The organism is Roseicyclus marinus (assembly GCF_030163795.1).
Lineage (GTDB): Bacteria > Pseudomonadota > Alphaproteobacteria > Rhodobacterales > Rhodobacteraceae > Roseicyclus > Roseicyclus marinus.
Genome location: NZ_JASJOF010000008.1, coordinates 37,171 through 61,458 on the forward strand (window position 1 = coordinate 37,171; position 24,288 = coordinate 61,458).

At 65.3% G+C, this 24,288-nt stretch carries 19 protein-coding genes and 1 tRNA gene; 13 read left to right on the forward strand and 7 right to left on the reverse strand.

Annotation, left to right across the window (positions count from 1 at the left end):
• Positions 1-91: 91 nt before the first annotated feature.
• Positions 92-1,123, reverse strand: a complete 1,032-nt coding sequence (locus tag QQK63_RS13190) for a LacI family DNA-binding transcriptional regulator (RefSeq protein ID WP_277828875.1) — start codon at positions 1,121-1,123, stop codon at positions 92-94.
• A 209-nt stretch (positions 1,124-1,332) separates the two neighbouring features.
• Between QQK63_RS13190 and xylB the strand changes: the two genes are divergently transcribed.
• Positions 1,333-2,802, forward strand: a complete 1,470-nt coding sequence (xylB, locus tag QQK63_RS13195; protein ID WP_277828877.1) for a xylulokinase — start codon at positions 1,333-1,335, stop codon at positions 2,800-2,802.
• Here xylB and QQK63_RS13200 read toward each other — a convergent pair.
• Positions 2,792-3,550 carry a DeoR/GlpR family DNA-binding transcription regulator gene (locus tag QQK63_RS13200; protein ID WP_277828879.1) on the reverse strand — a complete coding sequence of 253 codons (759 nt, stop codon included), beginning with the start codon at positions 3,548-3,550 and terminating at the stop codon, positions 2,792-2,794. The two genes, xylB and QQK63_RS13200, sit on opposite strands and share 11 nt — an antisense overlap.
• Positions 3,551-3,797: 247 nt before the next feature.
• Here QQK63_RS13200 and glpD point away from each other — a divergent pair, with 247 nt between their 5' ends.
• The 9 genes from glpD (at position 3,798) to QQK63_RS13245 (ending at position 14,222) form a co-directional block, all read left to right on the forward strand.
• Entirely contained in the window at positions 3,798-5,399 is a 1,602-nt protein-coding gene (gene glpD, locus QQK63_RS13205; RefSeq protein WP_277828881.1) for a glycerol-3-phosphate dehydrogenase, read from the forward strand.
• A 28-nt stretch (positions 5,400-5,427) separates the two neighbouring features.
• On the forward strand, positions 5,428-6,516 hold the full coding sequence (locus QQK63_RS13210) for an ABC transporter ATP-binding protein (RefSeq protein ID WP_277828883.1): 1,089 nt from the start codon (positions 5,428-5,430) through the stop codon (positions 6,514-6,516).
• Positions 6,517-6,526: 10 nt separating this feature from the next.
• The gene (locus QQK63_RS13215; RefSeq protein WP_277828885.1) at positions 6,527-7,633 is read left to right on the forward strand and encodes an ABC transporter ATP-binding protein; all 1,107 of its coding nucleotides are present in this window, start codon (positions 6,527-6,529) and stop codon (positions 7,631-7,633) included.
• Positions 7,633-8,505: a carbohydrate ABC transporter permease gene (locus tag QQK63_RS13220; protein WP_277828887.1), complete on the forward strand. Its 873-nt coding sequence runs from the start codon at positions 7,633-7,635 to the stop codon at positions 8,503-8,505. Before QQK63_RS13215 ends, QQK63_RS13220 begins: the two co-directional genes overlap by 1 nt.
• Positions 8,505-9,359, forward strand: coding sequence for a carbohydrate ABC transporter permease (locus QQK63_RS13225; RefSeq protein WP_277828889.1), 855 nt, complete (start codon positions 8,505-8,507; stop codon positions 9,357-9,359). Before QQK63_RS13220 ends, QQK63_RS13225 begins: the two co-directional genes overlap by 1 nt.
• A gap of 22 nt (positions 9,360-9,381) precedes the next feature.
• Complete coding sequence (locus tag QQK63_RS13230; protein WP_277829090.1) at positions 9,382-9,654, forward strand: DUF2160 domain-containing protein; 273 nt, start codon at positions 9,382-9,384, stop codon at positions 9,652-9,654.
• Between the two features lie 111 nt (positions 9,655-9,765).
• A complete protein-coding gene (locus QQK63_RS13235; protein WP_377135258.1) occupies positions 9,766-11,469 on the forward strand; it encodes an ABC transporter substrate-binding protein in 1,704 nt (567 codons plus the stop codon).
• A gap of 144 nt (positions 11,470-11,613) precedes the next feature.
• Positions 11,614-13,101: a glycerol kinase GlpK gene (gene glpK / locus QQK63_RS13240; protein WP_277828893.1), complete on the forward strand. Its 1,488-nt coding sequence runs from the start codon at positions 11,614-11,616 to the stop codon at positions 13,099-13,101.
• Between the two features lie 2 nt (positions 13,102-13,103).
• Complete coding sequence (locus QQK63_RS13245) at positions 13,104-14,222, forward strand: iron-containing alcohol dehydrogenase (RefSeq protein WP_277829092.1); 1,119 nt, start codon at positions 13,104-13,106, stop codon at positions 14,220-14,222.
• Here QQK63_RS13245 and QQK63_RS13250 read toward each other — a convergent pair.
• The 3 genes from QQK63_RS13250 to QQK63_RS13260 all read right to left on the reverse strand — a co-directional run bounded on the left by QQK63_RS13250 (position 14,219) and on the right by QQK63_RS13260 (position 19,549).
• Positions 14,219-15,424 (reverse strand): winged helix-turn-helix domain-containing protein, encoded by a 1,206-nt coding sequence (locus QQK63_RS13250; protein WP_277828895.1) that lies wholly within the window; start codon positions 15,422-15,424, stop codon positions 14,219-14,221. The genes QQK63_RS13245 and QQK63_RS13250 overlap by 4 nt on opposite strands.
• Before the next feature lie 297 nt (positions 15,425-15,721).
• The gene (locus QQK63_RS13255) at positions 15,722-17,611 is read right to left on the reverse strand and encodes an acyl-CoA synthetase (RefSeq protein WP_277828897.1); all 1,890 of its coding nucleotides are present in this window, start codon (positions 17,609-17,611) and stop codon (positions 15,722-15,724) included.
• Positions 17,612-17,728: 117 nt separating this feature from the next.
• Positions 17,729-19,549, reverse strand: coding sequence for an ABC transporter transmembrane domain-containing protein (locus QQK63_RS13260; protein ID WP_277828899.1), 1,821 nt, complete (start codon positions 19,547-19,549; stop codon positions 17,729-17,731).
• Positions 19,550-19,856: 307 nt separating this feature from the next.
• Here QQK63_RS13260 and QQK63_RS13265 point away from each other — a divergent pair, with 307 nt between their 5' ends.
• The 3 genes from QQK63_RS13265 to QQK63_RS13275 all read left to right on the forward strand — a co-directional run bounded on the left by QQK63_RS13265 (position 19,857) and on the right by QQK63_RS13275 (position 21,552).
• Positions 19,857-20,048 (forward strand): hypothetical protein, encoded by a 192-nt coding sequence (locus QQK63_RS13265; protein ID WP_277828901.1) that lies wholly within the window; start codon positions 19,857-19,859, stop codon positions 20,046-20,048.
• Between the two features lie 67 nt (positions 20,049-20,115).
• Positions 20,116-20,189 (forward strand) — tRNA-Gly (locus QQK63_RS13270).
• Between the two features lie 223 nt (positions 20,190-20,412).
• On the forward strand, positions 20,413-21,552 hold the full coding sequence (locus QQK63_RS13275) for a GGDEF domain-containing protein (RefSeq protein ID WP_277828903.1): 1,140 nt from the start codon (positions 20,413-20,415) through the stop codon (positions 21,550-21,552).
• Between the two features lie 25 nt (positions 21,553-21,577).
• On the opposite strand, the gene QQK63_RS13280 is transcribed toward QQK63_RS13275, so the two are convergent.
• Both QQK63_RS13280 and QQK63_RS13285 read right to left on the reverse strand, forming a co-directional pair.
• Positions 21,578-23,245, reverse strand: coding sequence for a bifunctional diguanylate cyclase/phosphodiesterase (locus QQK63_RS13280; RefSeq protein ID WP_277828905.1), 1,668 nt, complete (start codon positions 23,243-23,245; stop codon positions 21,578-21,580).
• A gap of 314 nt (positions 23,246-23,559) precedes the next feature.
• The gene (locus QQK63_RS13285) at positions 23,560-24,225 is read right to left on the reverse strand and encodes an SOS response-associated peptidase (protein ID WP_277828907.1); all 666 of its coding nucleotides are present in this window, start codon (positions 24,223-24,225) and stop codon (positions 23,560-23,562) included.
• Between the last annotated feature and the right edge of the window lie 63 nt (positions 24,226-24,288).

A 24,288-nucleotide genomic window follows, 5' to 3' on the forward strand; every position in this document is an offset into this window, starting at 1 on the left:
TCCTCCCTGGTTTGGATGTGTCGTGCAAAAAAGCTAAGCGACGAGGCTCCCTCGCGTCAAGAATTTTCTTTACGCGCGTAAATTACTGAGCTCAGGCAGAGGCGCGCAGGATCAGGCGCGCGGGAATGAGCGTCTCGTCGCGGGTGGCGAAGCGCCCGCCCGCCTCGATCAGCGAAAACAGAGTCTGCATGCATTTGTCCGCGACCAGTTCGTATTCATGCGCGGCCGTGGTCAGGGCCGGACAGGTGAAGCGCGAGAACGGATGATCATCATGCGACGCGACACGCAGCGCGCAGCCCTCGCCCCGCCCGACGCGGAGCCCGCGTTCGTAGCAACCGGCCAGAAAGCCGATGGCGAGGCGATCGTTGCTGCACAGGATGGTGTCGGTCGGCAGGGCGCGTTTTTCGATCAATTCATGCGCGCCACGGCGGCCGATTTCCTCGAATCCCCAGCCCTCGCCCTCGATCTGGATCACCTGCGGCTCAAGCCCGGCATCGGCCATGACCTTGAGATAGGCCTTGCGCCGCTTGTTGGCATTGGGGTTGGCGGGCGTCTTCATCTCGAAGAAGGCAGGCGGTGCCCCGGTGCGGCAGAGGTAATCGACGGTCTGCCGCACGAAGCTGTAATTGTCTGATCCGACAAAGGCTTCGCCCATACCCTCTATGTTGCTGTCAAAGAGGACGGTGGGCACGTCGCGGCAAAACCGCTCGATCGCGCCGCGATCCGACAAGCGCCCGAGGGGCGCAAGGAACACGCCAGCCGGTTTGAGCGCGGCAAGGCCCGAGAGGATGTCGTTCTCGAGCTTTTGCTGGCCATGGGCGCTGTAAAGGATGGGGGAGAAGCCTGCGTCGATGCAGCGCCGTTCCAACGTGCGCGCGATCTCGGCGAAGAAGGGGTCGGCCAGGTAGGGAACTGCGATGCCCACGATCTTGGTCAGGCTGCGGTTCTGGTTCATCGCGTAGATGTTGGGCCGGAATTCGTAGCGCGAGAGCGCATCCTCGATCTGTTCGCGGGTGCGGGCGCGCACGCTGGCGGGATCGTTGAAATACTTGGAGATCGTGGGTCGCGACAGCCCGCTGAGGGCGGCGAATTCCTCCATGTTGCGGATCTTGTGGTCGGTCACGATCTGCCCCCTCTCGCTTGGGCCGGCCCGTATTTCGGCGGGCGTGGACCCATGTTCACCATCCGGAAAACATGCCGCGAGTAAAGTTTTTTCTTGCCTTTCCCTGCGCCGACACCTTGGGTTGCGGCGGCGCGTGATGCACACTTGTCGCGCCAAACGCGCCGAAACGGAAGCGTTTCGGACAGGATAGGGCATCAAAGAGGCGGGACATGTACCTTGGCATAGATCTTGGGACATCGGCGGTGAAGGCCTGCGTCATGGATGCGGCGGGCGCGATCGTCGCCAGCGCTGCGGCACCCCTGAGCGTGCAGCACCCGTTCGAGGGCGCCAGCGAGCAGGAATGCGCCGCATGGTGGCAGGCGACACGCGCCGCCTTGGGCGGTCTTGCGCCCGAGTTACGGGCGCAGGTGCGCGCGATCGGCCTGTCGGGGCAGATGCATGGCGCGGTGGTGCTGGATGCGGATCATCGCCCGCTCAGGCCCGTGATCTTGTGGAACGATGCCCGCGCCGAGGCCGATTGCGCCGCGATGCTGGAGGCCGAGCCTGAAGCGGGCCGGATCGGGGGCGTGCCGCCGATGCCGGGGTTCACCGCGCCCAAGATCCTCTGGCTGTCGCGCCGGGAACCGGCGGTTCACGCCAAGATCGCGCATGTGATTTTGCCCAAGGATTACATCGGCCTGCGGCTGCACGGAAACCTTGTAACGGACCCGACGGATGCCTCGGGTAGTGCATGGTATGACAGCGGGGCGCGGTGCTGGTCGGCGCGGCTTTGCAAGGCGAGCGCGACCGATCCCGCATGGCTCCCCGAGGTGCGGCACGGAAGCGAGATCGCAGGGGTGCTGCGGGACGCCGTGGCCGACGAGCTGGGACTGCCTGCAGGCATCCCGGTGGCGGTCGGCGCGGGCGATGCCGCGGCGGGGGCTGTCGGGATCGGGGCCGTCGCGGATGGCGACGGGTTCTTGTCGCTCGGCACATCGGGGCAGTTGTTCGTGACGACCGCGGACTATCGCCCCAACCTTGAAAGCCGCATCCACGCCTATTCCCACACCGTACCCGGCCAATGGTTTCAGATGGCTGCGATGCTGAACGGGGCGCGTCCGCTGGCTTGGTTGGCCGGAGTGTTGAACCGGCCCATCGCGACGCTGTTGGCCGAGGCGGAGACAGCCACACCGGGGCCGTTGTTCCTGCCCTATCTGACGGGCGAGCGCACACCGCATGGCGACAGCGACATCCGGGCGGGCTTCGCGGCTCTGAGCGAAACGACGACGCAAGGCAGCCTGATGCGCGCGGTGGTCGAGGCCGTGGCCTTCAGCTTTGCCGATGCGATGGCGGCGTTGGCGGCGACTGGCACGCGGCCCGAGACGCTGCTGGCGATCGGCGGCGGCACGCGGGCCGATCTGGTGGTGCAGACCATCGCCGATGTGATCGGCTGCCGGATCGGGCGCAGCGCGGCCGCCGATGTGGGCCCCGCGCTGGGGGCCGCGCGGCTGGCCTGCCTGGCCGAAGGGGGAGCCGACCCGGACGAGGTGATGACCAAGCCCGAGGTGCGCGACTGGTTCGTACCGCGCCCGGATGCGGCAGCGGCGCTGGCCCCGCGTCTTGCGGCCTACCGCGCGCTCTACCCGGCGCTGGCGGGTGTGCAGGCGGTGCTGCGCGGGGCGTCTGCGGTCAGGCCGTGACGATCCCGGTGCCCCAGCCGCGGCAAGCCTCGCGGAGCGCGGCGGGCGGGGGGGCATCGGTGTAGAAGGTGTCGATCTGCGACAAGGATCCGATCCGCGCAGGCGCGCGGCGCTGGAATTTGGACTGGTCCGCCACGAGGAAACTGCGTCGCGCCTGTTTCAGGATGGCCTGGCTCACGCCCACCTCCTGGATGTCGTAGTCGAGCATGTCGCCGTCGAGGTCGAGGGCCGAGCAACTGACCACGGCAAGGTCGAACTTGAACTGGCCGATGGCCTGCGTTGTCACGCTGCCGACCAGTCCCCCGTCGGAGCGGCGCAAAAGGCCGCCGACCACGATGATCTCGCAGGCGGAGTTTTCCACGAGGATATTGGCGACATTCATGTTGTTGGTCAGCACCATGATGTCGCGATGATGCATCAGGGCATGGGCCACGGCCTCGGTCGTGGTGCCGATGTTGAGAAACAGCGAACAGCCGTTGGGAATGTCGCGCACGCAGCGCGCCGCGATGGCGGTCTTGGCGGCATCGTTCAGGCCGCGCCGATCCTCGTAGCCGATGTTGGCGATGGTCGATTGCAGCACGGCGCCGCCATGGACACGCTCGAGCTTGCCCTGATTGGCCAGTTCGGCGAGGTCGCGGCGGATGGTCTGGAGCGTCACGTCGAAATGCGCCGCCAGCCCCTCGACCGTCACGCGGCCATCGCGGCGGGCGATGTTGAGAATCTCGGGCAGCCGCATGCTTTGCGACATGGACCATCCCTCCCTTGCGCCACGCTGAAGACCTGCGCGGCGTGGCGTCACCATGTTCGCTTTCAGCCTATAGTCCCGCGTGACGATCACGCAATCAAGAACGGAGGTCGAACATCTACCTATTTTCTGTTCGTTTTTCCAAAAAACGAAAATTTATGGCCTGATAAAGAAAAATTCTTGCGCGGTTCGCTTCGGTTTCGATAGGGTGCCGGCGAGGAAGAGGCGACGCCTGGGGAGGGTGGGACACGTGCAGAGCACGGGTATTTCATCGACGGCAGAGGTGCATGACCTGCTGATCATCGGCGGCGGCATCAATGGCTGCGGCATCGCGCGAGATGCGGCCGGACGCGGGCTGTCGGTTGTCTTGGCCGAAAAGGGCGATCTGGCGGGCGCAACCTCTTCGGCTTCGACCAAGCTGTTTCATGGCGGGTTGCGCTATCTGGAATATTTCGAATTCCGGCTGGTGCGCGAGGCGCTGGTGGAACGCGAAACCCTGTTGCGCGCCATGCCCCATATCAGCTGGCCCATGCGGTTCGTGCTGCCCTACCACCCCGACATGCGGTTCGAGAGCGACACGCCGACCTCGCGCCTGTTGTCGCGGATCATGCCGTGGATGAAGGGGCGGCGGCCTGCTTGGCTGATCCGGCTGGGCCTGTTCCTGTATGATACGCTGGGCGGGCGGCAGATCCTGCCCGCGACGACGACCCTTGCCCTTGCCGGGCGCGCCGAGGGTGCCCCTTTGCAGGAGCGCTTTGCCAAGGCGTACGAATATTCGGACTGCTGGGTCGAGGACAGTCGCCTTGTCGTCTTGAACGCGCGCGATGCCGAGGCGCGGGGCGCGACGATCCTGACCCATAGCGCCGTGATCTCGGCCGAGGTGAAAGACGGGATCTGGTCGGTCACGGTCGCACAGGGGGACAAGCGGCATGTCCTGCGCGCGCGGATGCTGGTGAATGCGGCGGGCCCCTGGGCGGGCGAGGTGATCCACGCCAAGCTGCGGCTGAACAGCCAAGAAAACGTGCGGCTGGTGCGCGGCAGCCATATCGTGACCCGCAAGCTCTATGATCACGACAAGTGCTATTTCTTTCAGGGCACGGATGGCCGGATCATCTTTGCCATTCCCTATGAGCAGGATTTCACCCTGATCGGCACAACCGATGCCGAGCATGACGATCCCAACCGCGCGCCCGTCTGCACCGAGGCCGAGCGCGATTACCTCTGCGCCTTTGCCAGCCAGTATTTCAAGCGTCCCGTGACGCCCGAGGATGTCGTCTGGTCCTATTCCGGGGTGCGCCCGCTTTATGACGATGGGGCAAGTTCGGCCACGGCGGCAACGCGGGATTACACGCTCAAGATCGACCGCTCGGCGGGGGCGCCGGTGCTGAATATCTTTGGCGGCAAGATCACCACCTACCGGCGTTTGGCCGAAAGCGCGCTGGAGCAGATCGGCAGCGTCCTGCCGCTCGCCAAGGGGCCGTGGACAGCGGGCGTGACCCTGCCCGGCGGCGATTTCCCGCATGACGGCCAGCCCGCGCTGGCCCGGGCGCTGCGGTCGGATTTCCCGTTCCTGTCCGAGTTCTGGGCGCGCCGGCTGGTGCGGGCCTACGGGACCGAGGCGCGCCAGATCCTTGGCGATGCGGTGACCGCCGCCGATCTGGGGCAGGATTTCGGCGCGACACTGACCGAGGCCGAGGTGCGATGGCTCATGGCGCAGGAATACGCCCGCAGCGCCGAGGATGTTTTGTGGCGGCGCAGCAAGCTGGGCCTGCGCGTGACCGAAGATCAGGCGCGCGCGCTCGACGATTGGATGACGACACATGCCACCCTGTCCGCGCGCGCCGCGGAATAGGGTCCGGTCTCAAGGGGGAGGAACGGCGATGGCGCTGGTGCTGGACGGGGTTTCCAAGGTCGTGGAGGGCAAGACGCATGTCTACCCGACCGATCTGACGCTGGAGCGTGGCACAATGAACGTGCTGCTGGGGCCGACCCTGTCGGGAAAGACCACCCTGATGCGGCTGATGGCGGGGCTCGACCAGCCGGCCAAGGGGCGCATCCTGTGGGAAGGCAAGGACGTGACGGGCCAGCGCGTGCAGGATCGCAAGGTGGCCATGGTCTACCAGCAATTCATCAACTACCCCTCGATGACGGTCTACGACAACATCGCCTCACCGCTGCGGCTCATGGGTCTGGCCAAGGCCGAGATCGACGCCCGCGTGCAGGCCACGGCGGAGCTGATGCAACTGACGCCGATGCTGGGCCGCAAGCCGCTGGAATTGTCGGGGGGTCAGCAGCAGCGCTGTGCACTGGCGCGCGCGCTGGTCAAGGATGCGGGGCTTGTTCTGCTGGACGAGCCCTTGGCCAATCTCGACTACAAGCTGCGCGAGGAATTGCGGGCGGAAATCCCCCGCATCTTTGCCGAGTCCGGGGCGATCTTCGTCTATGCCACGACCGAGCCGGAGGAAGCGTTGCTTCTGGGGGGCAATGTCGCAACGCTTTGGGAAGGGCGCGTGACGCAATTCGGCCCCACCCCGCAGGTCTACCGCCAGCCGCGCGACGCGACGACCGCGCGGGTGTTCTCGGACCCGCCGATGAATTTCACCCGCGTGGTGAAGGCGGGCGACAGGATCAGCTTTGGCGAGGGGCAGACCGCGGCGGCCACAGGTGCGCTGGCCGATCTGCCCGACGGCACCTATCAGGCGGGGTTCCGCCCCGATCACCTGCATCTGCGCGCGCAGGGCGGCGAGGGGCTGCATTTCCAGTGCCGCCTCAAAGTGACCGAGATCACCGGCTCGGAAACCTTCCTGCATCTTGAACATTCGCACGACCGCTGGGTCGGGCTGGTGCATGGCGTGCACGACCTGAAATTCGGCCAGCCCATCGAGGTCTGGCTTGATGCCGCGCATGTCTATGTCTTTGCTGAAAGCGGCGAACTGGTCGCGCCCGCGGCCTATGCGGCTGCGGCCTGAAGGGGGACCCATGGCCCGGATCACGCTCGACAATCTTGCCCATTCCTACCTGCCCAATCCGAAGGGCGAGGAGGATTTCGCACTCAAGCAGCTCGATCACGTATGGAACGATGGCGAGGCCTACGCGCTTTTAGGTGCATCGGGTTGCGGCAAGTCCACGCTGCTCAACATCATTTCGGGGCTTTTGGTGCCGTCGCGGGGCCGGGTCTTGTTCGGCGACCGCGACGTGACGAGGGCCGATACGGTGGAACGCAATATCGCGCAGGTGTTCCAGTTCCCGGTCGTCTACGACACGATGACGGTGGGCGACAATCTGGCCTTTCCGCTGCGCAACCGTGGCATGGACGCGGGTTTTGTCGCGGCGCAGGTGCAAAAGATCGCGCGCATGATCGGGATGGAGGATGTGCTCCACCGCAAGGCGCGCGGGCTGACGGCGGATGCCAAGCAAAAGATCAGCCTTGGGCGCGGCATGGTGCGCGAGGATGTGAACGCGATCCTGTTCGACGAACCGCTGACCGTGATCGACCCCCACATGAAATGGGAGCTGCGCACGCAGCTCAAGGCGCTGCACAACGAATTCGGGCACACGATGATTTATGTGACCCATGACCAGACAGAGGCGCTGACCTTTGCCGACAAGGTGGTCGTCATGCATGACGGCCGCGTGGTGCAGCTTGGCACGCCCGAGGATCTGTTCGACACGCCGGAACATACGTTCGTCGGTTATTTCATCGGCTCGCCCGGCATGAACCTGCTCGACGCCGAGGTGTCGGGCCATATGGCCCATGTTGCGGGCCATGCCGTGGCCCTTGGCGGCAGCTACAAGGCGCTGACGGGCCGGGTGCAGATCGGGGTGCGGCCCGAATTCGTCACGCTGGCCGAGGGGGACGAGGGCCTGCCCGTGACCATCCGCCGGATCGAGGATGTGGGCCGTCACCAGATCCTGCGCGCCGATTTCGCAGGAACCCCGATCAACGCCATCCTGCCCGAGGGCGCGCGTGTGCCCGCAGGCGCGAACCGGCTGAAATTCCAGCCCGAACGCATCAACGTCTATGCCGATGACTGGCGGGTTGCGCCGCTCCGGTCGGTCGCCACCCCGCAAAAGGAAGCCGTCTGATGGACAAGGTTCAGAACAACAAGGCGTGGTTTCTTGTGCTGCCGGTGCTGGTGCTGGTGGCGTTTTCCGCGGTCATCCCGCTGATGACGGTGGTCAATTACGCGGTGCAGGACACGTTCGGAAACAACGTCTTCTTCTGGCACGGGCTTGGCTGGTTCGAGGATGTGCTGACCGACAGCCGCGTCCATGGTGCGCTGGGTCGGCAGCTCATGTTCTCGGGCATCATTCTGGCCATCCAGATCCCGCTTGGCATCGCCATCGCGCTCTGCATGCCCAAGCGCGGCTTCTGGGCCTCGGTCTGTCTGGTGCTGATGGCCTTGCCGCTGCTGATCCCGTGGAATGTGGTGGGCACGATCTGGCAGATCCTTGGCCGGACCGACATCGGACTTTTGGGCTATGTCCTGTCGGGGCTGGGCATCGAGTGGAATTATGCGCGCAACGCGGTCCACGCCTGGGTCATCGTCGTCGTGATGGATGTCTGGCACTGGACCTCGCTTGTGGCGCTTTTGGCCTATGCCGGGCTGCAATCCATCCCGCAGGCCTATTACCAGGCGGCCAAGATCGACCAGGCCAGCCGCTGGAAGGTGTTTCGTTACATCGAACTGCCCAAGATGCAGGGCGTCTTGCTGATCGCGGTGCTGCTGCGCTTCATGGACAGCTTCATGATCTATACCGAGCCTTTCGTCGTGACGGGCGGCGGCCCGGGATCGGCCACCAGCTTCCTGTCCATCGACCTTGTGAAGATGGCGCTGGGGCAGTTCGACCTAGGCCCCGCGGCAGCCTTCTCGCTGATGTATTTCCTCGTGATCTTGCTGGTTTCTTGGGTGTTCTACACCGTCATGACCAACCTCGACAAACAGGAGGGCAAGTGATGGCCGCCACGACCGAGACCTATGCGGCGACCACCCGCGCCCGCGCCCTGCCCCGCGTGCAGACACGCCATGTGGTGATGGTGGCCTATCTCCTGTTCATGCTGATCCCGATCTACTGGTTGCTGAAGATGAGCCTTCAGACCAACCAAGAGATCCTGGGCGGTTTCACGCTTTGGCCGCAACAGCCGACGCTCGACAATTACCGGGTCATCTTGACGGATGCGTCTTGGTACATGGGCTATGTCAATTCGATCACCTATGTGGTGATGAACACGATCCTGTCGCTGTCCGTCGCCCTGCCCGCCGCCTATGCCTTCAGCCGCTACCGGTTTCTGGGCGACAAGCACCTGTTTTTCTGGCTTTTGACGAACCGCATGGCGCCGCCCGCAGTGTTCGCCCTGCCCTTCTTCCAGCTCTATTCCTCGGTCGGGCTGTTCGACACGCATATCGCGGTGGCGCTGGCGCACACGCTTTTCAACGTGCCGCTCGCGGTCTGGATCCTCGAAGGGTTCATGCGCGGCGTGCCCAAGGAAATCGACGAGACCGCCTATATCGACGGCTATTCCTTCCCGCGCTTCTTCGTGAAGATCTTCATGCCGCTGATCGCATCGGGCATCGGGGTCGCGGCATTTTTCTGCTTCATGTTCTCTTGGGTGGAACTGCTGTTGTCGCGCACGCTGACGGCGGTGAATGCACAGCCCATCGCCTCGATCATGACGCGCACGGTTTCGGCCTCGGGGCTCGACTGGGGCGTGCTGTGTGCCGCGGGGGTGCTGACGATCGTGCCCGGCGCGCTCGTGATCTATTTCGTTCGCAACTACATCGCCAAGGGCTTTGCCCTGGGCCGCGTTTGACAGGGAGGTTTGCGTGATGGACCTGCAATGGATGGCGTGGACGGGGCCGACGGCGATCTTTTTCGTCGTGATCGCCTGCCTGCTCTTGATCTTCACCTTTTTGGCGATCCGATCGCCCGAAACCCCGCGCGTGGGCGTCTTGCGGATCGAGACGACGCGGGGCGACCGCCTGTTCATCACGCTGTTGGGATCAGCCTTCATCAATGCGGGATGGCTGGCGATGAGCGGTCTGCCGCAATGGTGGGCGCTTGGAATTTGCGCGCTTTATGCCGCGGCGGTGTTCCGCTGGGTCTAGGGGCGCAATGAGGGGTGTGTCCGGGCCAAGAGGCCTTGGGAAGCTGCAAGACCCGGACACGCATGAAACGAAAACGAAGTTCATTCCATGGGAGGAAGCCATATGAACAGAATGACAAGAACTTCAACCGCGCTTGCGCTGGCGCTGAGTGCGATGGGGGCGCCGGCATTTGCCGATATCGACGCCGCCCGCGCGTTTCTGGACGAGCATATCGGCGAGCTTTCGGCCCTGACCCGCGAGGAGCAGGAAGCCGAGATGCAGTGGTTCATCGATGCGGCGGCCCCGCTTGCGGGCATGTCGATCAACGTGGTCTCGGAAACGATCACGACCCATGAATGGGAAAGCCGCGTCCTGGCGCCTGCCTTCACGGCGATCACGGGTATCAACGTGACCCATACGCTGATCGGCGAGGGTGACGTGGTCGAACGTCTGCAAACGCAGATGCAAACCGGCGAAAACGTCTTTGACATGTACATCAACGACGCCGACCTCATCGGGACGCATTGGCGCTACCAGCAGGCGCGCAACCTGACCGACTGGATGGCGGGTGACGGCGCGGCCTTTACCAACCCCAACCTGAACCTTGACGATTTCATCGGCCTGTCTTCGGCGACCGGTCCTGACGGGTTGCTTTACCAGCTGCCGGTGCAGCAGTTCGCGAACCTTTACTGGTTCCGCTACGACTGGTTCACCGATCCCGAGCTCATGGCCGCTTTTGAGGCCGAATACGGCTATCCGCTGGGCGTTCCCGTGAACTGGGCGGCCTATGAGGATATCGCGGCCTTCTTCACCGGGCGCGAGATCGACGGGCAGACCGTTTATGGCCACATGGATTACGGTCGTCGCGACCCGTCGCTCGGCTGGCGCTTCACCGATGCGTGGTTGTCGATGGCCGGCGCCTCGGACCTTGGCTTGCCCAACGGCGTTCCCGTCGACGAATGGGGCATCCGGGTGAACGAGAACTTCCAGCCGGTGGGTTCGTGCATGTCGCGCGGCGGGGCCACCAACAGCCCGGCGGCGGTCTATTCGATCGAGCGCTATGTCGACTGGCTGAACAACTATGCGCCGCCGGAAGCGGCGGGGATGAACTTCTCCGAATCCGGGCCGGTGCCGGCACAGGGCGCGATTGCCCAGCAGGTGTTCTGGTACACCGCCTTTACCGCCGACATGGTGGCAGACGGTCTGCCGGTGGTGAACGAGGACGGCACGCCGCGCTGGCGCATGGCCCCCAGCCCGCATGGCGCCTATTGGCAAGAAGGGATGAAGGTCGGCTATCAGGACGTGGGTTCCGCCACGATCCTCGAGTCCACGCCGGTCGACCGCGCGCAGGCCGCATGGCTCTATGCGCAGTTTATCTCGTCCATGACGGTCGACGTGGCCAAGTCGCACTACGGCCTGACCTTCATCCGCGAGTCGACCATCAACCACGAAAGCTTCACCGAACGCGCACCGCGTCTGGGTGGCCTGATCGAGTTCTACCGTTCGCCCGAGCGTGAACTGTGGACCGACACCGGCTTCAACGTGCCCGACTATCCGCGTCTGGCGCAGCTGTGGTGGCAGTACATCGGGGATGCTTCCTCGGGGGCGAGCACTGCACAAGAAGCGCTCGACGGTCTTTGCGCCGAGCAAGAAGCGGTGATGGAGCGTCTGCAGCGCGCAGGCGTTCAGGGCGATATCGGCCCGCTCCTGAACGAGGAGCAGGATCCCGAATACTGGCTGGCCCAGCCCGGTGCGCCCTGGCCGCGTCTGGAGGACGAGCGTGGCGAACCCATGACCGTCGCCTATGACGAACTGATCCGCCGCTGGACGGAATGAGGGACTGCGCCGGGGCCGCGTGACCGCGCGGCCCCGGCCACGAACGAACCAAGGAACGGCCGCGATCTGGACAGCCCAAACTGGACAGCCGCGGCCGTTTCCGTTGAAACGGGACCTGCGACAGAACAAGGGGGGAGCACGGACATGGGACATATCCTGGCACTCGATCAGGGCACGACATCGAGCCGCGGCATCGTCTTTGACGGGACGATGAAGATCGTCGCCGTCGCGCAGGAGGAATTTCCGCAGCATTACCCGGCCTCGGGCTGGGTGGAACATGATGCGGCGGACCTTTGGGCGACCACGGCGGCGACCGCGCGGGCCGCCATCGAGCGCGCGGGCCTGAAGGCGGGGGATATCGCGGCCATCGGCATCACCAACCAGCGCGAGACGACGCTGATCTGGGACCGCGAGACCGGCAAGCCGATCCATCGCGCCATCGTCTGGCAGGATCGCCGCACCGCCGATTTCTGCGCCAAGCTGCGCGCCGACGGCCATGAACCGATGATCACCGCCCGCACCGGGCTTTTGGCCGACCCCTATTTCTCGGCCACCAAGGTCAAGTGGATCCTCGATCATGTGGAGGGCGCGCGCGACCGCGCCCGCCGGGGCGAACTCGCCTTCGGCACGGTGGACAGCTGGCTGATCTGGAACCTGACTGGGGGCCGCGCGCATGTGACCGATGCCACCAATGCGGCGCGGACCATGCTTTATGACATCCACAAGGGCCGTTGGAGCCGCACGATCTGCGATCTCTTCGACATCCCGATGGAGATGCTGCCCGAGGTGCGCGATTGCGCCTCGGACTTCGGGATGACGCGCGCCGATCTCTTCGGGCGGGAAATCCCCATCCTCGGCGTTGCGGGCGACCAGCAGGCGGCGACCATCGGGCAGGCCTGTTTCGCGCCCGGCATGATGAAATCGACCTATGGCACGGGCTGTTTCGCGGTTCTGAACACGGGCGAGACGGCGGTGGCCTCCACCAACAAGCTGCTCACGACCATCGCCTACCAGCTCGACGGCAAACCGACCTATGCGCTGGAAGGGTCGATCTTCATCGCGGGCGCGGTGGTGCAATGGCTGCGTGACGGGATCAAGGTGATCCGCGCGGCACCCGAAACCCAAGGCCTCGCCGAAACCGCCGATCCGTCGCAGGACCTGATCCTCGTGCCGGCCTTCGTGGGCCTTGGCGCGCCCTATTGGGCGCCCGAGGCGCGCGGCGCGATCTTTGGCATGACGCGCAATTCGGGGCCTGCCGAATTCGCCCGTGCAGCATTGGAATCGGTGGGCTACCAGACCCGCGATCTGCTGGAGGCGATGAAGGCCGATTGGGCGGGCGACGATGCGCAGCCCTCGCTCCGGGTCGATGGCGGCATGGCCGCGAACGATTACGCGATGCAATTCCTGTCCGACATCCTTGGCGCGCCGGTCGACCGGCCCGAGGTGCTGGAGACCACCGCGCTGGGGGTGGCATGGCTGGCCGGAAGCCGCGCGGGCGCATGGCCCGACATGGAAGGCTTTGCCAAGACATGGGCCATGGAACGCCAATTCACCCCCGCGATGAAGCCCGACAGCCGCGATCTTCGCTACGACCGCTGGAAGCGCGCGATCAAGGCCGTGCTGTCGGTATGAGCATCGCGCCCTTCGGTTTCGCCACGGCGGGCACGATCCGCTTCGGCCGCGGCCTGCGGAGCGAGGCGGCGCCATGGGCGCTGGCCCGGGGGCGGCGCATCTTGGTGGTGCGCAGCGCCTCGGTCGCGGCTGCCGATGATCTGGTGCGCGCGCTGTCCGGCGGGGCGGCGGTGGAGGTGGTGACCGCGCGGGGCGAGCCGGACCTGCCCGGGCTGACCGCTCTGTGCGCAGACGCGCGGGCCTTTGGCCCGGACCTGATCGTCGCGATCGGCGGTGGGGCGGTTCTCGACACCGGCAAGGCACTGGCCGCCCTGATCCCCGCGCCGCACGGGGCGCTGCGCTATCTGGAGGTGGTGGGCGAGGGTCGGCCACTTGATGCGCCCCCCCTGCCCCTTCTGGCCATCCCCACCACGGCGGGCACGGGCACCGAGGTGACGCGCAACGCGGTGATCGGTATTCCCGAAGCTGGCCGCAAGGTCAGCCTGCGCGATGCGCGGCTCTATCCCGCACTGGCCCTGATCGACCCGGAGCTTGCGGCGCTTTGCCCGCGGCCTGTCGCCCTTGCCTCGGGTCTCGATGCGGTGGTGCAGGTGATCGAACCCTTCGTGAGCCGCCGCGCGACGCCGATGACCGACGCGCTCTGCCGCGATGCGATCCCGCGCGGTCTTTCGGCGCTTCGCCATGTGGTCGAGGGGCGCGACGCATGGGACGACATGACCCTGACAAGCCTTATGGGCGGGCTGGCGCTGGCCAATGCGGGGCTTGGGGCGGTGCATGGTCTGGCGGGCGTGATCGGCGGTCTGACGGGCGCGGCGCATGGCGCGATCTGCGGCGCGGCGTTGGTGCCCATCTTGCGCGCCAACCGCAGCGCCCTGCCCGAGGGTGGCGAGGGCCGGGCCCGGATCGACTGGGTGATCGACCGGATCACGGAGGTCTACGGCGGGCTTGACGGGTTGCAGGCTTGGGCACGCGACCAGGGCCTGCCGCGTCTGTCCGATCTGGGCGTCACCGCCGCGAACCGCGCCCATATCGCACAGGAGGCGCGGCATTCCTCCTCCTATGCCGCAAATCCCGTGGATCTGGGTGAGGCCGCTCTGATCGCCGCGCTGGAACAGGGTTAAGCCCCCGGCGCGCGCAGCCAACCATCGGCAAAGACGACCCGGTCACAGCCCGCAAGCGGCAAGAGCCGGTCAAGCTCCGCCTCCAGCCGCGCCTGCCGCCCATGGCCCCAGCGCACCCCGGCCTCGGGCCAGAGCGCGCGCAGCCGCAGCGCGCCCGCCTGACGGTCGGCCGTGATGTCGACGCGGCCGACGATCCTGTCCCCCTCCAGCATGGGAAAGACATAGTAGCCGTAGCGCCGCTGCGTCTCGGGCACGAAGATCTCGATCCGGTAGTGAAACCCGAAAAGCCGCTCGGCCCGCTTGCGGTCGCGCAAGACCGGGTCGAAGGGCGACAGGACCCGCAACCGCCCCGGTGGATCAGGCATGTCGGCAAGGCGATCCACGGTCTCGGGTCGGAGCAGGACGCGACGCAAGGCACCATCGGCGCAGGTGATCTCGGCCTCGACCACGGCGCCTTGCTGCAGGGACCGGGTGGCCCAGCCCCGCGCCTCTGCAGGCGTGATCAGGTCGAAGAAGGCGGCCAGTTCGCCAGAGGTGGCAAAGCCCAAGCGGTCGAGCGCCGCCGCGCAGGCCCAGTCGATCACCGCGGCCTCGGGCAGATGCGCGTTCAGGTGTTCGGGCGGGATCACGCGCTCGGTCAGATCGTAGAACTTGCGGAACCCCTCGCGCCGGGTGATCGCAAGCTCGCCCGACCGCCAGAGATATTCCAGCGCGATCTTGGACGGATGCCAATCCCACCAGCCGGTCGATTTCTCGGCCCGCTTCTCGCCGATCTCGGCGGAATGGACCGCGCCGTGATCGGTGACGTGGCGCAGAACGGTCTCGATCTCGTCGTGAAAGGCGGAGCCATGCCAATCCTTCCAGCGCTCGCGCAGGCGGGCGCGGTCGCGGGCGAATTTCAGCCGCCATTGCGGAAAGAAGGCGGCGGGGATCACGCTTGCATCATGGGTCCAATGTTCAAAGGTCGCCCTGTCGCGGTCGTTCAGGTGGCGCAGATTGTCGGGCCGATAGGACGGACGACGCGCGAACAGGATCAGGTCATGGGCGCGCGCCAGCGTGTTCACACTGTCGACCTGCACGAAGCCCAGCCGTTGGACCATCGCGGCCAGATCCGCCCCCTTGCCCGGCCCCGCCGGACGATCCGCCAACGCATGGGCTTCGAGGAAGAGCCGCCGCGCCGTCTTCGTGTCGATCTGGTGCATCTCGGCCCTCCGCGTCACATCCTTTGCCCTCCACCATCCGGATGACAAGAGCCATGCGGAAACGGGCCGATCCAAGGAAGCCCCGGACCTTTGTGACAGCGCGTGCAAGGTGGGGGCTCTGCCCCCGTCGCGTGCCGCGACTTCCCCGGAGTTTTTTCGCCAAGATGAAGCAGCACGCCTGGACGGTGGCCCCGCCCGCGCGGCACCGCTTTCATCTTGGCAGGAAAACTCCCGCCGGAGGCTCCCGAACCCGGCCACGCCTGCAAGGTCCGGGGTGCGCGCGGGGTCGCGACAGGCTCAGGCCGCCCAGGTCCAGGGCTGGGTGAATTGTCCCAGCACGCTGGCCACCGCGTCCTCCTCCACCGGGCCCGTGCGGCGCAGATGCGCGACAAGGCCGAGCTTCTTGTCTTCGGCGACGTGATCGACGCGCGCGGCGAGCCCCGCCTCGGCCAGAGCGGCGTCGTAGACGCGCGTGATCGCCCGTCGGCGCAGGTCGGGCTTGAACACCTTTCCGACGGCGGTCTTGGGCAATTCGTCGAGGATCTCGAGATGCTTGGGGATGGCGGCGCGTTCATGGATATGCTCGCGGCACCATGTCGCCAGATCCTCGACGCTGGCCTGCGCGCCGCCCACCAGCTCGACATAGGCGCAGGGCAATTCGCCCGCGAAGGCATCGGGCTGCCCGATCGCACCGGCAAAGGCCACGGCAGGGTGACCGGCCAGCGCCTCCTCGATCTCGGCGGGGTCGATGTTGTGGCCACCCCGGATGATCAGATCCTTGGCGCGCCCCGTGATCCACAGGTAGCCATCCGCGTCGATCCGGCCCAGATCGCCGGTGCGCAGGAAATCGCCGTGAAAGTAGAGATCGCGGTTCTTGTCGGCCTCGGTATAGGTGGCGCCGGGCCGGACGCCGGGATTGGCGACGCAGATCTCGCCCACCTCGTCGGTCTCGCAATCCAGCACGCCATGCGGCGTGACCTTGAGGATCCGGACGTCGCAATGGGGAAAGGGCACGCCGACCGACCCGATCTTCTTCTCGCCGTCCACGGGGTTGCAGGACACGAGGCAGGTCGCCTCGGTCAGGCCGTAACCTTCGACCAGCGTGACGCCAGTGGCCTTTTCGAAGCGGCGGAACAATTCCACCGGCAAGGGGGCCGAACCGGAAAAGGCCGTCTTCACGCTAGACACATCGGCATTGACCGGGCGCTGCATCATGGCGGCGATGGCGGTCGGCACCGTGATGATGAAGGTCACCTGCCAGCGTTCGACCAGTTTCCAGAAATTGTCGAAGACGCCCGCGCCGCGATAGCCCTGCGGCGTGGGAAAGATCACATGCCCGCCCGAGGCCACCATGGCCATCAAGATCACATGGCAAGCAAAGACATGGAACAGCGGCAAGGGGCAGATCACGTTGTCCTTCTCTGTGAAGAGAAGCGTGTGACCGACCCAGCCGTTGTAGATCATCCCCGAATAGCTGTGCTGCGCGACCTTGGGCATGCCGGTCGTGCCGCCAGTGTGGAAATAGGCCGCGACGCGGTCGCCGTCGCTGTCGGCGAAGGTCAGGCGATCACGCGGGTGTTTGGCGGTTTCACTCGCCCAATCCAGAACGCGGGCATGGTGGCCCGAGGGGTTCTTGGGCCGGATGAAGGGGATGATGAAGCGCTTGATCCCGGTGATGTAGCGCAACAGATCGACCTCGATCACCACCTGCACGTTCGGGGCGTTCCTGACCGCTTCGGCCATCTTCTGGGCGACGTCGGTCTTGGGGAATTCCTTGAGCGTGACGACGACACGGGCCTTGGTCTCGCGCAGGATGGCGGCGATCTGCTCGGGCTCGAGCAACGGGTTGATCGGGGCCGCGATGCCCGCGACCATGCCGCCCAGAAGCGTCACCACCGTTTCGGTGCAATTCGGCAAGACATAGGCCACCGTATCGGTCTCGGTCACGCCCAGCGCGCGGAACATGTTGGCCGCCTGCGTGACGCGGCCGTGAAGCTCGTCCCATGTGAGCGTCTCGGCGGGGTCGTTCGGCCCCGAAAACATCTGGAAGGACGTGGCACGCAAGGACCCGTGGCGGTCGCGTGTGCGGCTCAGCAATTCATAGAGGGTCCGGGCCGGCTGGCTTTGCGGCCAAGGCATCTCTCCCTCGATCCGCGTGATATCCGCAAGCGTGGCAAACTGCACCATGGCGAAACACTCCCCTGCCATCTCTTGGGGGAGACGCCTTGAACGGACCGCTCCCCTCCTCCGGGGGGCAGCATGGGGGGCGCCCGGGGGCGGTGCAAGCCTGACGCCACGGCGGCCTTATTCTGCGGCGAGGCCTTCGGTGAATTGCAGACGGGCGAGGCGGGCGTAAAGCCCGCCCTGCGCCACGAGGCTGTCATGCGTGCCCTCGGCCACGATCCGGCCGGCCTCGAAGACGAGGATCCGGTCGGCCTGTTTCACCGTGGCCAAGCGATGCGCCACGATCAGCGTCGTCCGATCCGCCGAGAGGCGCGCCACGGCATCTTGGACCGCGCGTTCGCTTTCGGCGTCAAGCGCGCTGGTCGCCTCGTCCAGAAGCAAGATCGGCGCATCGCGCAAGATGGCCCGTGCGATCGCGATCCGCTGCTTCTGTCCGCCCGACAACATCAGCCCCCGCTCACCGACATAGGTGTCATAGCCCTGCGGCAGCGCGATGAGGAAATCATGCGCGGCTGCCGCCCGCGCCGCCGCCTCGACCTCGGCATCTGTGGCATCGGGGCGGCCGAAGCGGATGTTGTCACGCGCGGTCGCGCCGAAGATCACCGGATCTTGCGGCACCAGCGCCATGGCACCGCGGAAGGTCGCCCGCGCCATGTCGCGCAGATCGACCCCATCGAGCGTGATCCGCCCTTCGGACGGGTCATAGAATCGCTGCAAGAGCTGGAAAATCGTGGTCTTTCCCGCCCCGGACGGCCCGACCAGCGCCACGGTCTCGCCGGGCCGGATGGTGAGCGTGACACCATCGAGTGCCTTGTCCTCGGGTCGGGTCGGATAGGAGAAGCGCACCTCCTCGAAGGTGATGGCCCCGCGCCCGCCCTGCGGCAGCGCCACGCCCCGCGCCGGGTCCGACACGGCGTCCCCGGTGTGCAAGAGTTCCACCAACCGCTCGGTCGCGCCGCTGGCACGCTGCAATTCGCCCCAGATCTCGGACAGGGCACCCACCGACCCCGCGACCATGATCGCGTAGATGAGGAACTGGATCAGTTCGCCGATGCTCATGGCGTCGGCCCGCACATCGCGCGCCCCGGTCCACAGCACGCCCACGATGCCCGCAAAGACCAGCGTGATGACGATCACCGTCATCACCGCGCGGGTCGCGATCCGTTTCTTGGCGCTGACAAAGCTTTTCTCGGTCACAAGGTCAAAGGCATGGGCGGAGGCGCGCTCATGCGTAAAGGCCTGCACCGTCTGCACGGACAAAAGCGCCTCGGAGGCATTGCCCGAGCTTTCGGCGATCCAATCCTGATTTTCACGGCTGAGACTGCGCAGGCGCCGGCCCAGAACGACGATCGGCACGATGATCAACGGCACGATCAACAAAACCGCCCCCGTCAGCTTGGGCGAGGTGACCATCATCAGGGCCAGCCCCCCGATCAGGATCAACAGGTTGCGAAGCGCGACCGACACGCTCGACGAGATCACCGACAACAGGAGTGTGGTATCGGTCGTGATCCGGCTCAACACCTCGCCGGTCATGATCTTTTCGTAGAAGGCGGGGCTCATCCCGATCATCCGGTCGAAGACCGCCTTGCGGATGTCGGCCACCACCCGCTCGCCCAAACGCGTGACGAGGTAGTAGCGCAGCCCCGTTCCCAGCGCGAGCAGGACCGCGATGGCCAGCGCCGCGAGGAAATACTTGTCCAGCAGCTCCGCGCTTTCGGTTTCGAACCCGTCCACGACACGACGCACGGCCAAGGGAAGGGTCAGGGACACGATGGCCGTCAGCACCAGTGCCGCGACGGCGGCGGCCAGCATCGGCGCATAAGGTGCGAGAAACGGGCCAAGAGCGCGCAGGCTGCCGATGCGGCGCGACTTGGCGCGATCTTCGGTGGCAGAGGCGGTGGGGCCGGGCTTTGGAGTTGCGGAGGTGTCTGCGGTCATCGGGCTTTTCTTGTCGTTTCCTGCCTCGCGTTACAGGCAGGGCCGATCTGCCGCAATGGGGCGGGCTGCCGCGTCATTCCTCGAACCCGTAGAGGTCGAGCAAATCCTGCCGGGTGAAGGTCCGCGGCGGCACATACGACCAGCCTGACAAGCCCCAACCCCACCAGTCCGAAGGGCACGCAGGCAATGACGCCCATGATCTGCCTTTCGATGACGCAAGAACCGCAACAACACCACCCCGATCCTAGATGCAGGCCAAGCCATCGGGCAATCCACCGCAAACCCTCGCGCAGCATGATGCGCTGGCATGGGGGCCTGCCCTATCGACCTGTCGGGCATGTCCAGTCTTTCGGGGATCGAGGGTTTCGACGCTTTCATGGGCTCGGGCGCTGTGCGCATCGTCGCGGGCGGTGTGCTCGCCACAACCGGCGAGGCGATGTCGATCCTTCTTGCGGGCGTTCTGTTTGACGATCTGGGCGCCGATCATTTCGTGTTCTGAGGCACCGCATCCGAAGGACCGACCGGCTTGACGATCCTGCCATGCGGGTCTAGCAGTCCTTCCGTGCGCGGGCGTTGTGTAATGGTAAGACCCTTGCCTTCCAAGCAAGAGATACGGGTTCGATTCCCGTCGCCCGCTCCAGATCCCCGCCCCACAGCGAAAGATCCCGCGGTAATTTCCGGACGTCGTAGGGACGCTGCGCCCGCCTCTGTGGACCAGGCAAAGTTCCATAACGACCGCGCGTGCGTACTTTGGATTGAACCGCGCAACTTATCGAGATAGTTTGCACACACCAGTATTTGGTCGTAGTCATTGTCTTCCGCGCGCTTGGCGTATCTGCGCTTTCACAAAGAAAGACAGAACCATGCGTTCCCTCTGGCCTCTCTCCCTGCATCAGATCGTGCCGGTCACGGTCTTGTTGTGCATCATAGGCGGCGCGTCTTTGTTCCTGTCGCTGGTCGCTCTCGGGGAAACGATTGCCGAAGTCACCCGCGAGGGCGGGCCATCGACTCCGTGGACGGCCACGCAGGTGGATGCAACCCTGTCGGAATTCCGGACGGATATCATCTTGGCCAGCCAAGCGACGGATGGCGACGCCGCCCGGCAGGTCCGGCTTTCCTTTGACCATCTCAACACCCACCTGAACGAACTGGATCAGGCACGGACGCAGGACATCTTGGAACGCGCGAATGCAGGTGACGTCGTTCCCTCCCTCTTTTCCACGCGCGACGAGATGGCCGAAATCATCGCGAACACCCCGTCGTTGGGGGATTCGGAACTGTCGCGCCTTTACGATCTCGCGACCGAGGCGCAACGCCGGTGGCATCCCTATACCCCAGTGATCCTCGAAGCCGCGCGCCTTGACGAACTCTACCGGTTGGAGATCGCCACCTCGGCCCTTGGCGATGCACGCAATCACCTGTTGTTCGGGTTGTTCGCCGCGATCGGCGCGGGCCTTGCGGTCACCATCTCCTCCGTCGTGGCGCAACGGAACAAGCAGCTGCTCGACCAGATCGCCCATGACAAGCTGACAGGCTGCTATTCGCGGCGCGGTTTCGAAGAAATCGTGGCCCAGAAACTGCGCGACAAGGAGCAACTGTCGATTGCCGTGATCGACATAAACGGCCTCAAGAAGATCAACGACACGCAGGGCCATTCTGCGGGCGATACCTATATCCGATACATCGGACATGCCCTGCGTGACGGGTTCCGCAAGGATGATTGCGTGGCCCGGGCCGGCGGCGACGAATTCTGGATCGCGGCCAAGGCCGCGCAAGAGGTCATCGAAACCAAGCTTCGGGACATCGAGCGCAGCATGACCGACAGCGCGCCGGACGATGACACCCGGCCCAAGGGCTATGGCTTCTCCTTCGGGGTCGCCTCGCTGTCGGACTATCCCGATGTCGAGGCGACGATCGCCGAAGCGGATCGGCGCATGTACGACCAGAAAGAAGCAATCCGCAGGCCCCGGCTCGTGGCCGCCGGATCGGCGCAACCCTCCTGACGAAAGCCATGACTGCCGCGCAAGGTCAGGACGCGCCGCCGGTTCGTTCCGCCCGCTGTCGCGTCAGCCATTTCAAAAGGTCTTCCGATGACATCGGGCGCGCGTACAGGTAACCTTGCACGATATCGAAACCCTGCTCCTCCAGAAAGGCTTCGGCGGTGCGGGTTTCGACGCCTTCGGCAACGACACGCGTGCCCATGCGTTTGCAGACGGCAGCGGTCATGGAGGAAATCGCCGCGCTCGCCTGGTTGTCAGGAAGATCGCGGACAAAGGACTGGTCGAGCTTGACCGTGTCCATCGGGAAATTCTTGAGATAAAGCATCGAGGAATAGCCGGTTCCGAAATCGTCGATGGCCAGCCGGAACCCGAAGGCATGCAGATCCTCGAGCGCGCGCGTGTTCATGACAGTATCGTCCATCAGGGCGGTTTCGGTGATTTCCAACTCGATCCGCGCGGGTGCTATCCCGTAACGCCCCGGTAACGCCTTGAGAAAGGCCATGAACTCGGTGTTGGTCAGCAACGAGGGCGCAATGTTCAGGGCCAATTCCAGATCGAACCCCTGCGCCTCGAGCGCCGCGATATCCGCCATCGCGGTCTGCGCCACGAACCGCGTCATGTCGTCGATCAGGTTGGTCTTTTCGATGATCGGGACGAAAAACGCGGGCGGAATGTTCCCGAAAAATGAATTGCGCCAGCGGATCAACGCCTCGACCCCCATCGGTTTACCAGTCGCGAGGTTCACCTTGGGTTGAAAATGCACCCGCAATTCCCCGACCCGCAGCGCCCGCTCGAAATCAGACAGCAGAACGAAACCGCGCGTGACGGCATGGTCATAGCTGCCCCTGTAGCGGGCGATGCGTCGCCCTTCGTTGCGGGCAAGGTTGAGGGCGGCCATCGCCTTGCGGAAGGCCTGCCCCTCGGTCCGATCCTCCTCGGTCAGCTTGGCGACCCCATAGCGCGGCAGCAGCATCAGGGCGAAGGTGTCGATCGGCATCGACTGGGGCATGAACCGCTCGATGTCCTTTGCAAAGGAATGAACGCTGCGGCGCCCCTTCGGCAAGGTGACGGCGAAGGTCGCGCCGTGGATCCGCGTAACCAGCCGATCAGGCCCCATCGCAGCCTGCAGTGTTTGTCCAATCTCGAAAATGGCCTTGTTCGACGCCTCGATCCCCAACGCGCGCAGCACGGAGGACAGGCCCTCGTAGGCGATCACGACGGCATAGGCCGGCGGATCGAGCCTGGCCTCGGAATCCTTGCCCGCCACAAGGCGCAACGCCGCGATGGGGGACAGCAGGCCCGAGACCGGATCGATCCGTTCCCGCGCGATCAGATCCTGCTGCCGCTGATACATCAGCGTCGACAAAAGACCCGTGAAGCCCCCGATCAACAGGAACATCACCAGACGGAAGATCCAGGCCTGCGTGGCCTGCATCACCCCGTTGTCCACGTCGAGCGGCATGTAAGGGCCGACGCTCAATCCGGCGATCAGGCCCGCGATCAGACCGCCGGGCACCTTGAACACCGCGGCCGACAGGATCACGGGCAACAACAGGACATGCGGATAGGGATAGGCGGTGCCCCCCGTCTCGTAGACCACGACGCTTCCGGCGAAGATCGACAAAAGGACCAGAACGCCGATCCCGATCCAGATCGGGCGAGACCCGATGGTCGGCCGAAAGATGACCGCTCGCATCGAACGCCCGGGAAGACCACCGGAAACGACGGACGTTCCGCCATCTGAACCCGGCATCCGCCTGCCGTTCTCCGGCAGACGTGGCGACAAGGAGGTCGACGGGGAATCGGCCATGACGGAACGCCACCTTGCTTGATCCCAACATGGGAGCTGAACCAGTGAACGCATACCAACCGACTGGTAGCCTACTGATTTTTCGCAAGACTGCCTAGCATGCAATCATACCGCAGGGCTTGGTTCGGGGCGCGCCCCACGGGCTCGAAAAGCGAGGCGGACGGCCTCGCACTTCCCCATGAGCCCGCGCCCCTGCCCGCTCAGGCGGCGATGGGCCGCGTCAGGCCCTCGCCCTCGGCACGGTTGGAATTGACGGTCGGATCGACGCGCCAGCGGTCGTAGAACCCTTCCGGTGCGGGGCGCATCAGAGGGGCGGCCTTTTCGCCCGTCTCGCCCAGCCAGCGGGCCCAGTCGCCCGGCGCCAGGACGACCGGTTCACGGTGATGGGTCGCAGCCATCCAGTCGCTCGCCCCCGTGGTGACGATGGCGCAGGCCGTCACGCGGTCGTCGCCCTGCCCCCAGTCCTGCCAGATCCCCGCAAAGACCAGCGGCCCCTCGCCCTTTGCCACGAAATACCACGGCAGACGATTTCCGTCCGCGTCCTTGGTCCATTCGTAGAATCCCGTGGCGGGGATCAGGCAGCGCCGTTCGCGCACGGCGGCGCGAAAGGCGGGCTTTTCCGCGATGGTCTCGGCGCGCGCATTGATCAAAAGCGGGCCGTCCGTGGGCGTCTTGTACCAATGCGGCACGAACCCCCAGCGCATCGGGCGCAGCCGTCGCCCCCGGGGGCCCGACGTCACCACGCCCACGGCCTGCGTCGGGCAGATGTTGTAGCGTGGCACGTCGGGCAGGTCGTTCGAGGGCGCGGCCTGAAACAGTCGCGCCATCGCGTCATCGGGGTGGGTCATGGTCATGCGCCCGCACATGGGCCACAGCCTAGATCATGACGCACAAGCCGGGAAAGCCGGTTCTGGCGACCGGCACCGCCT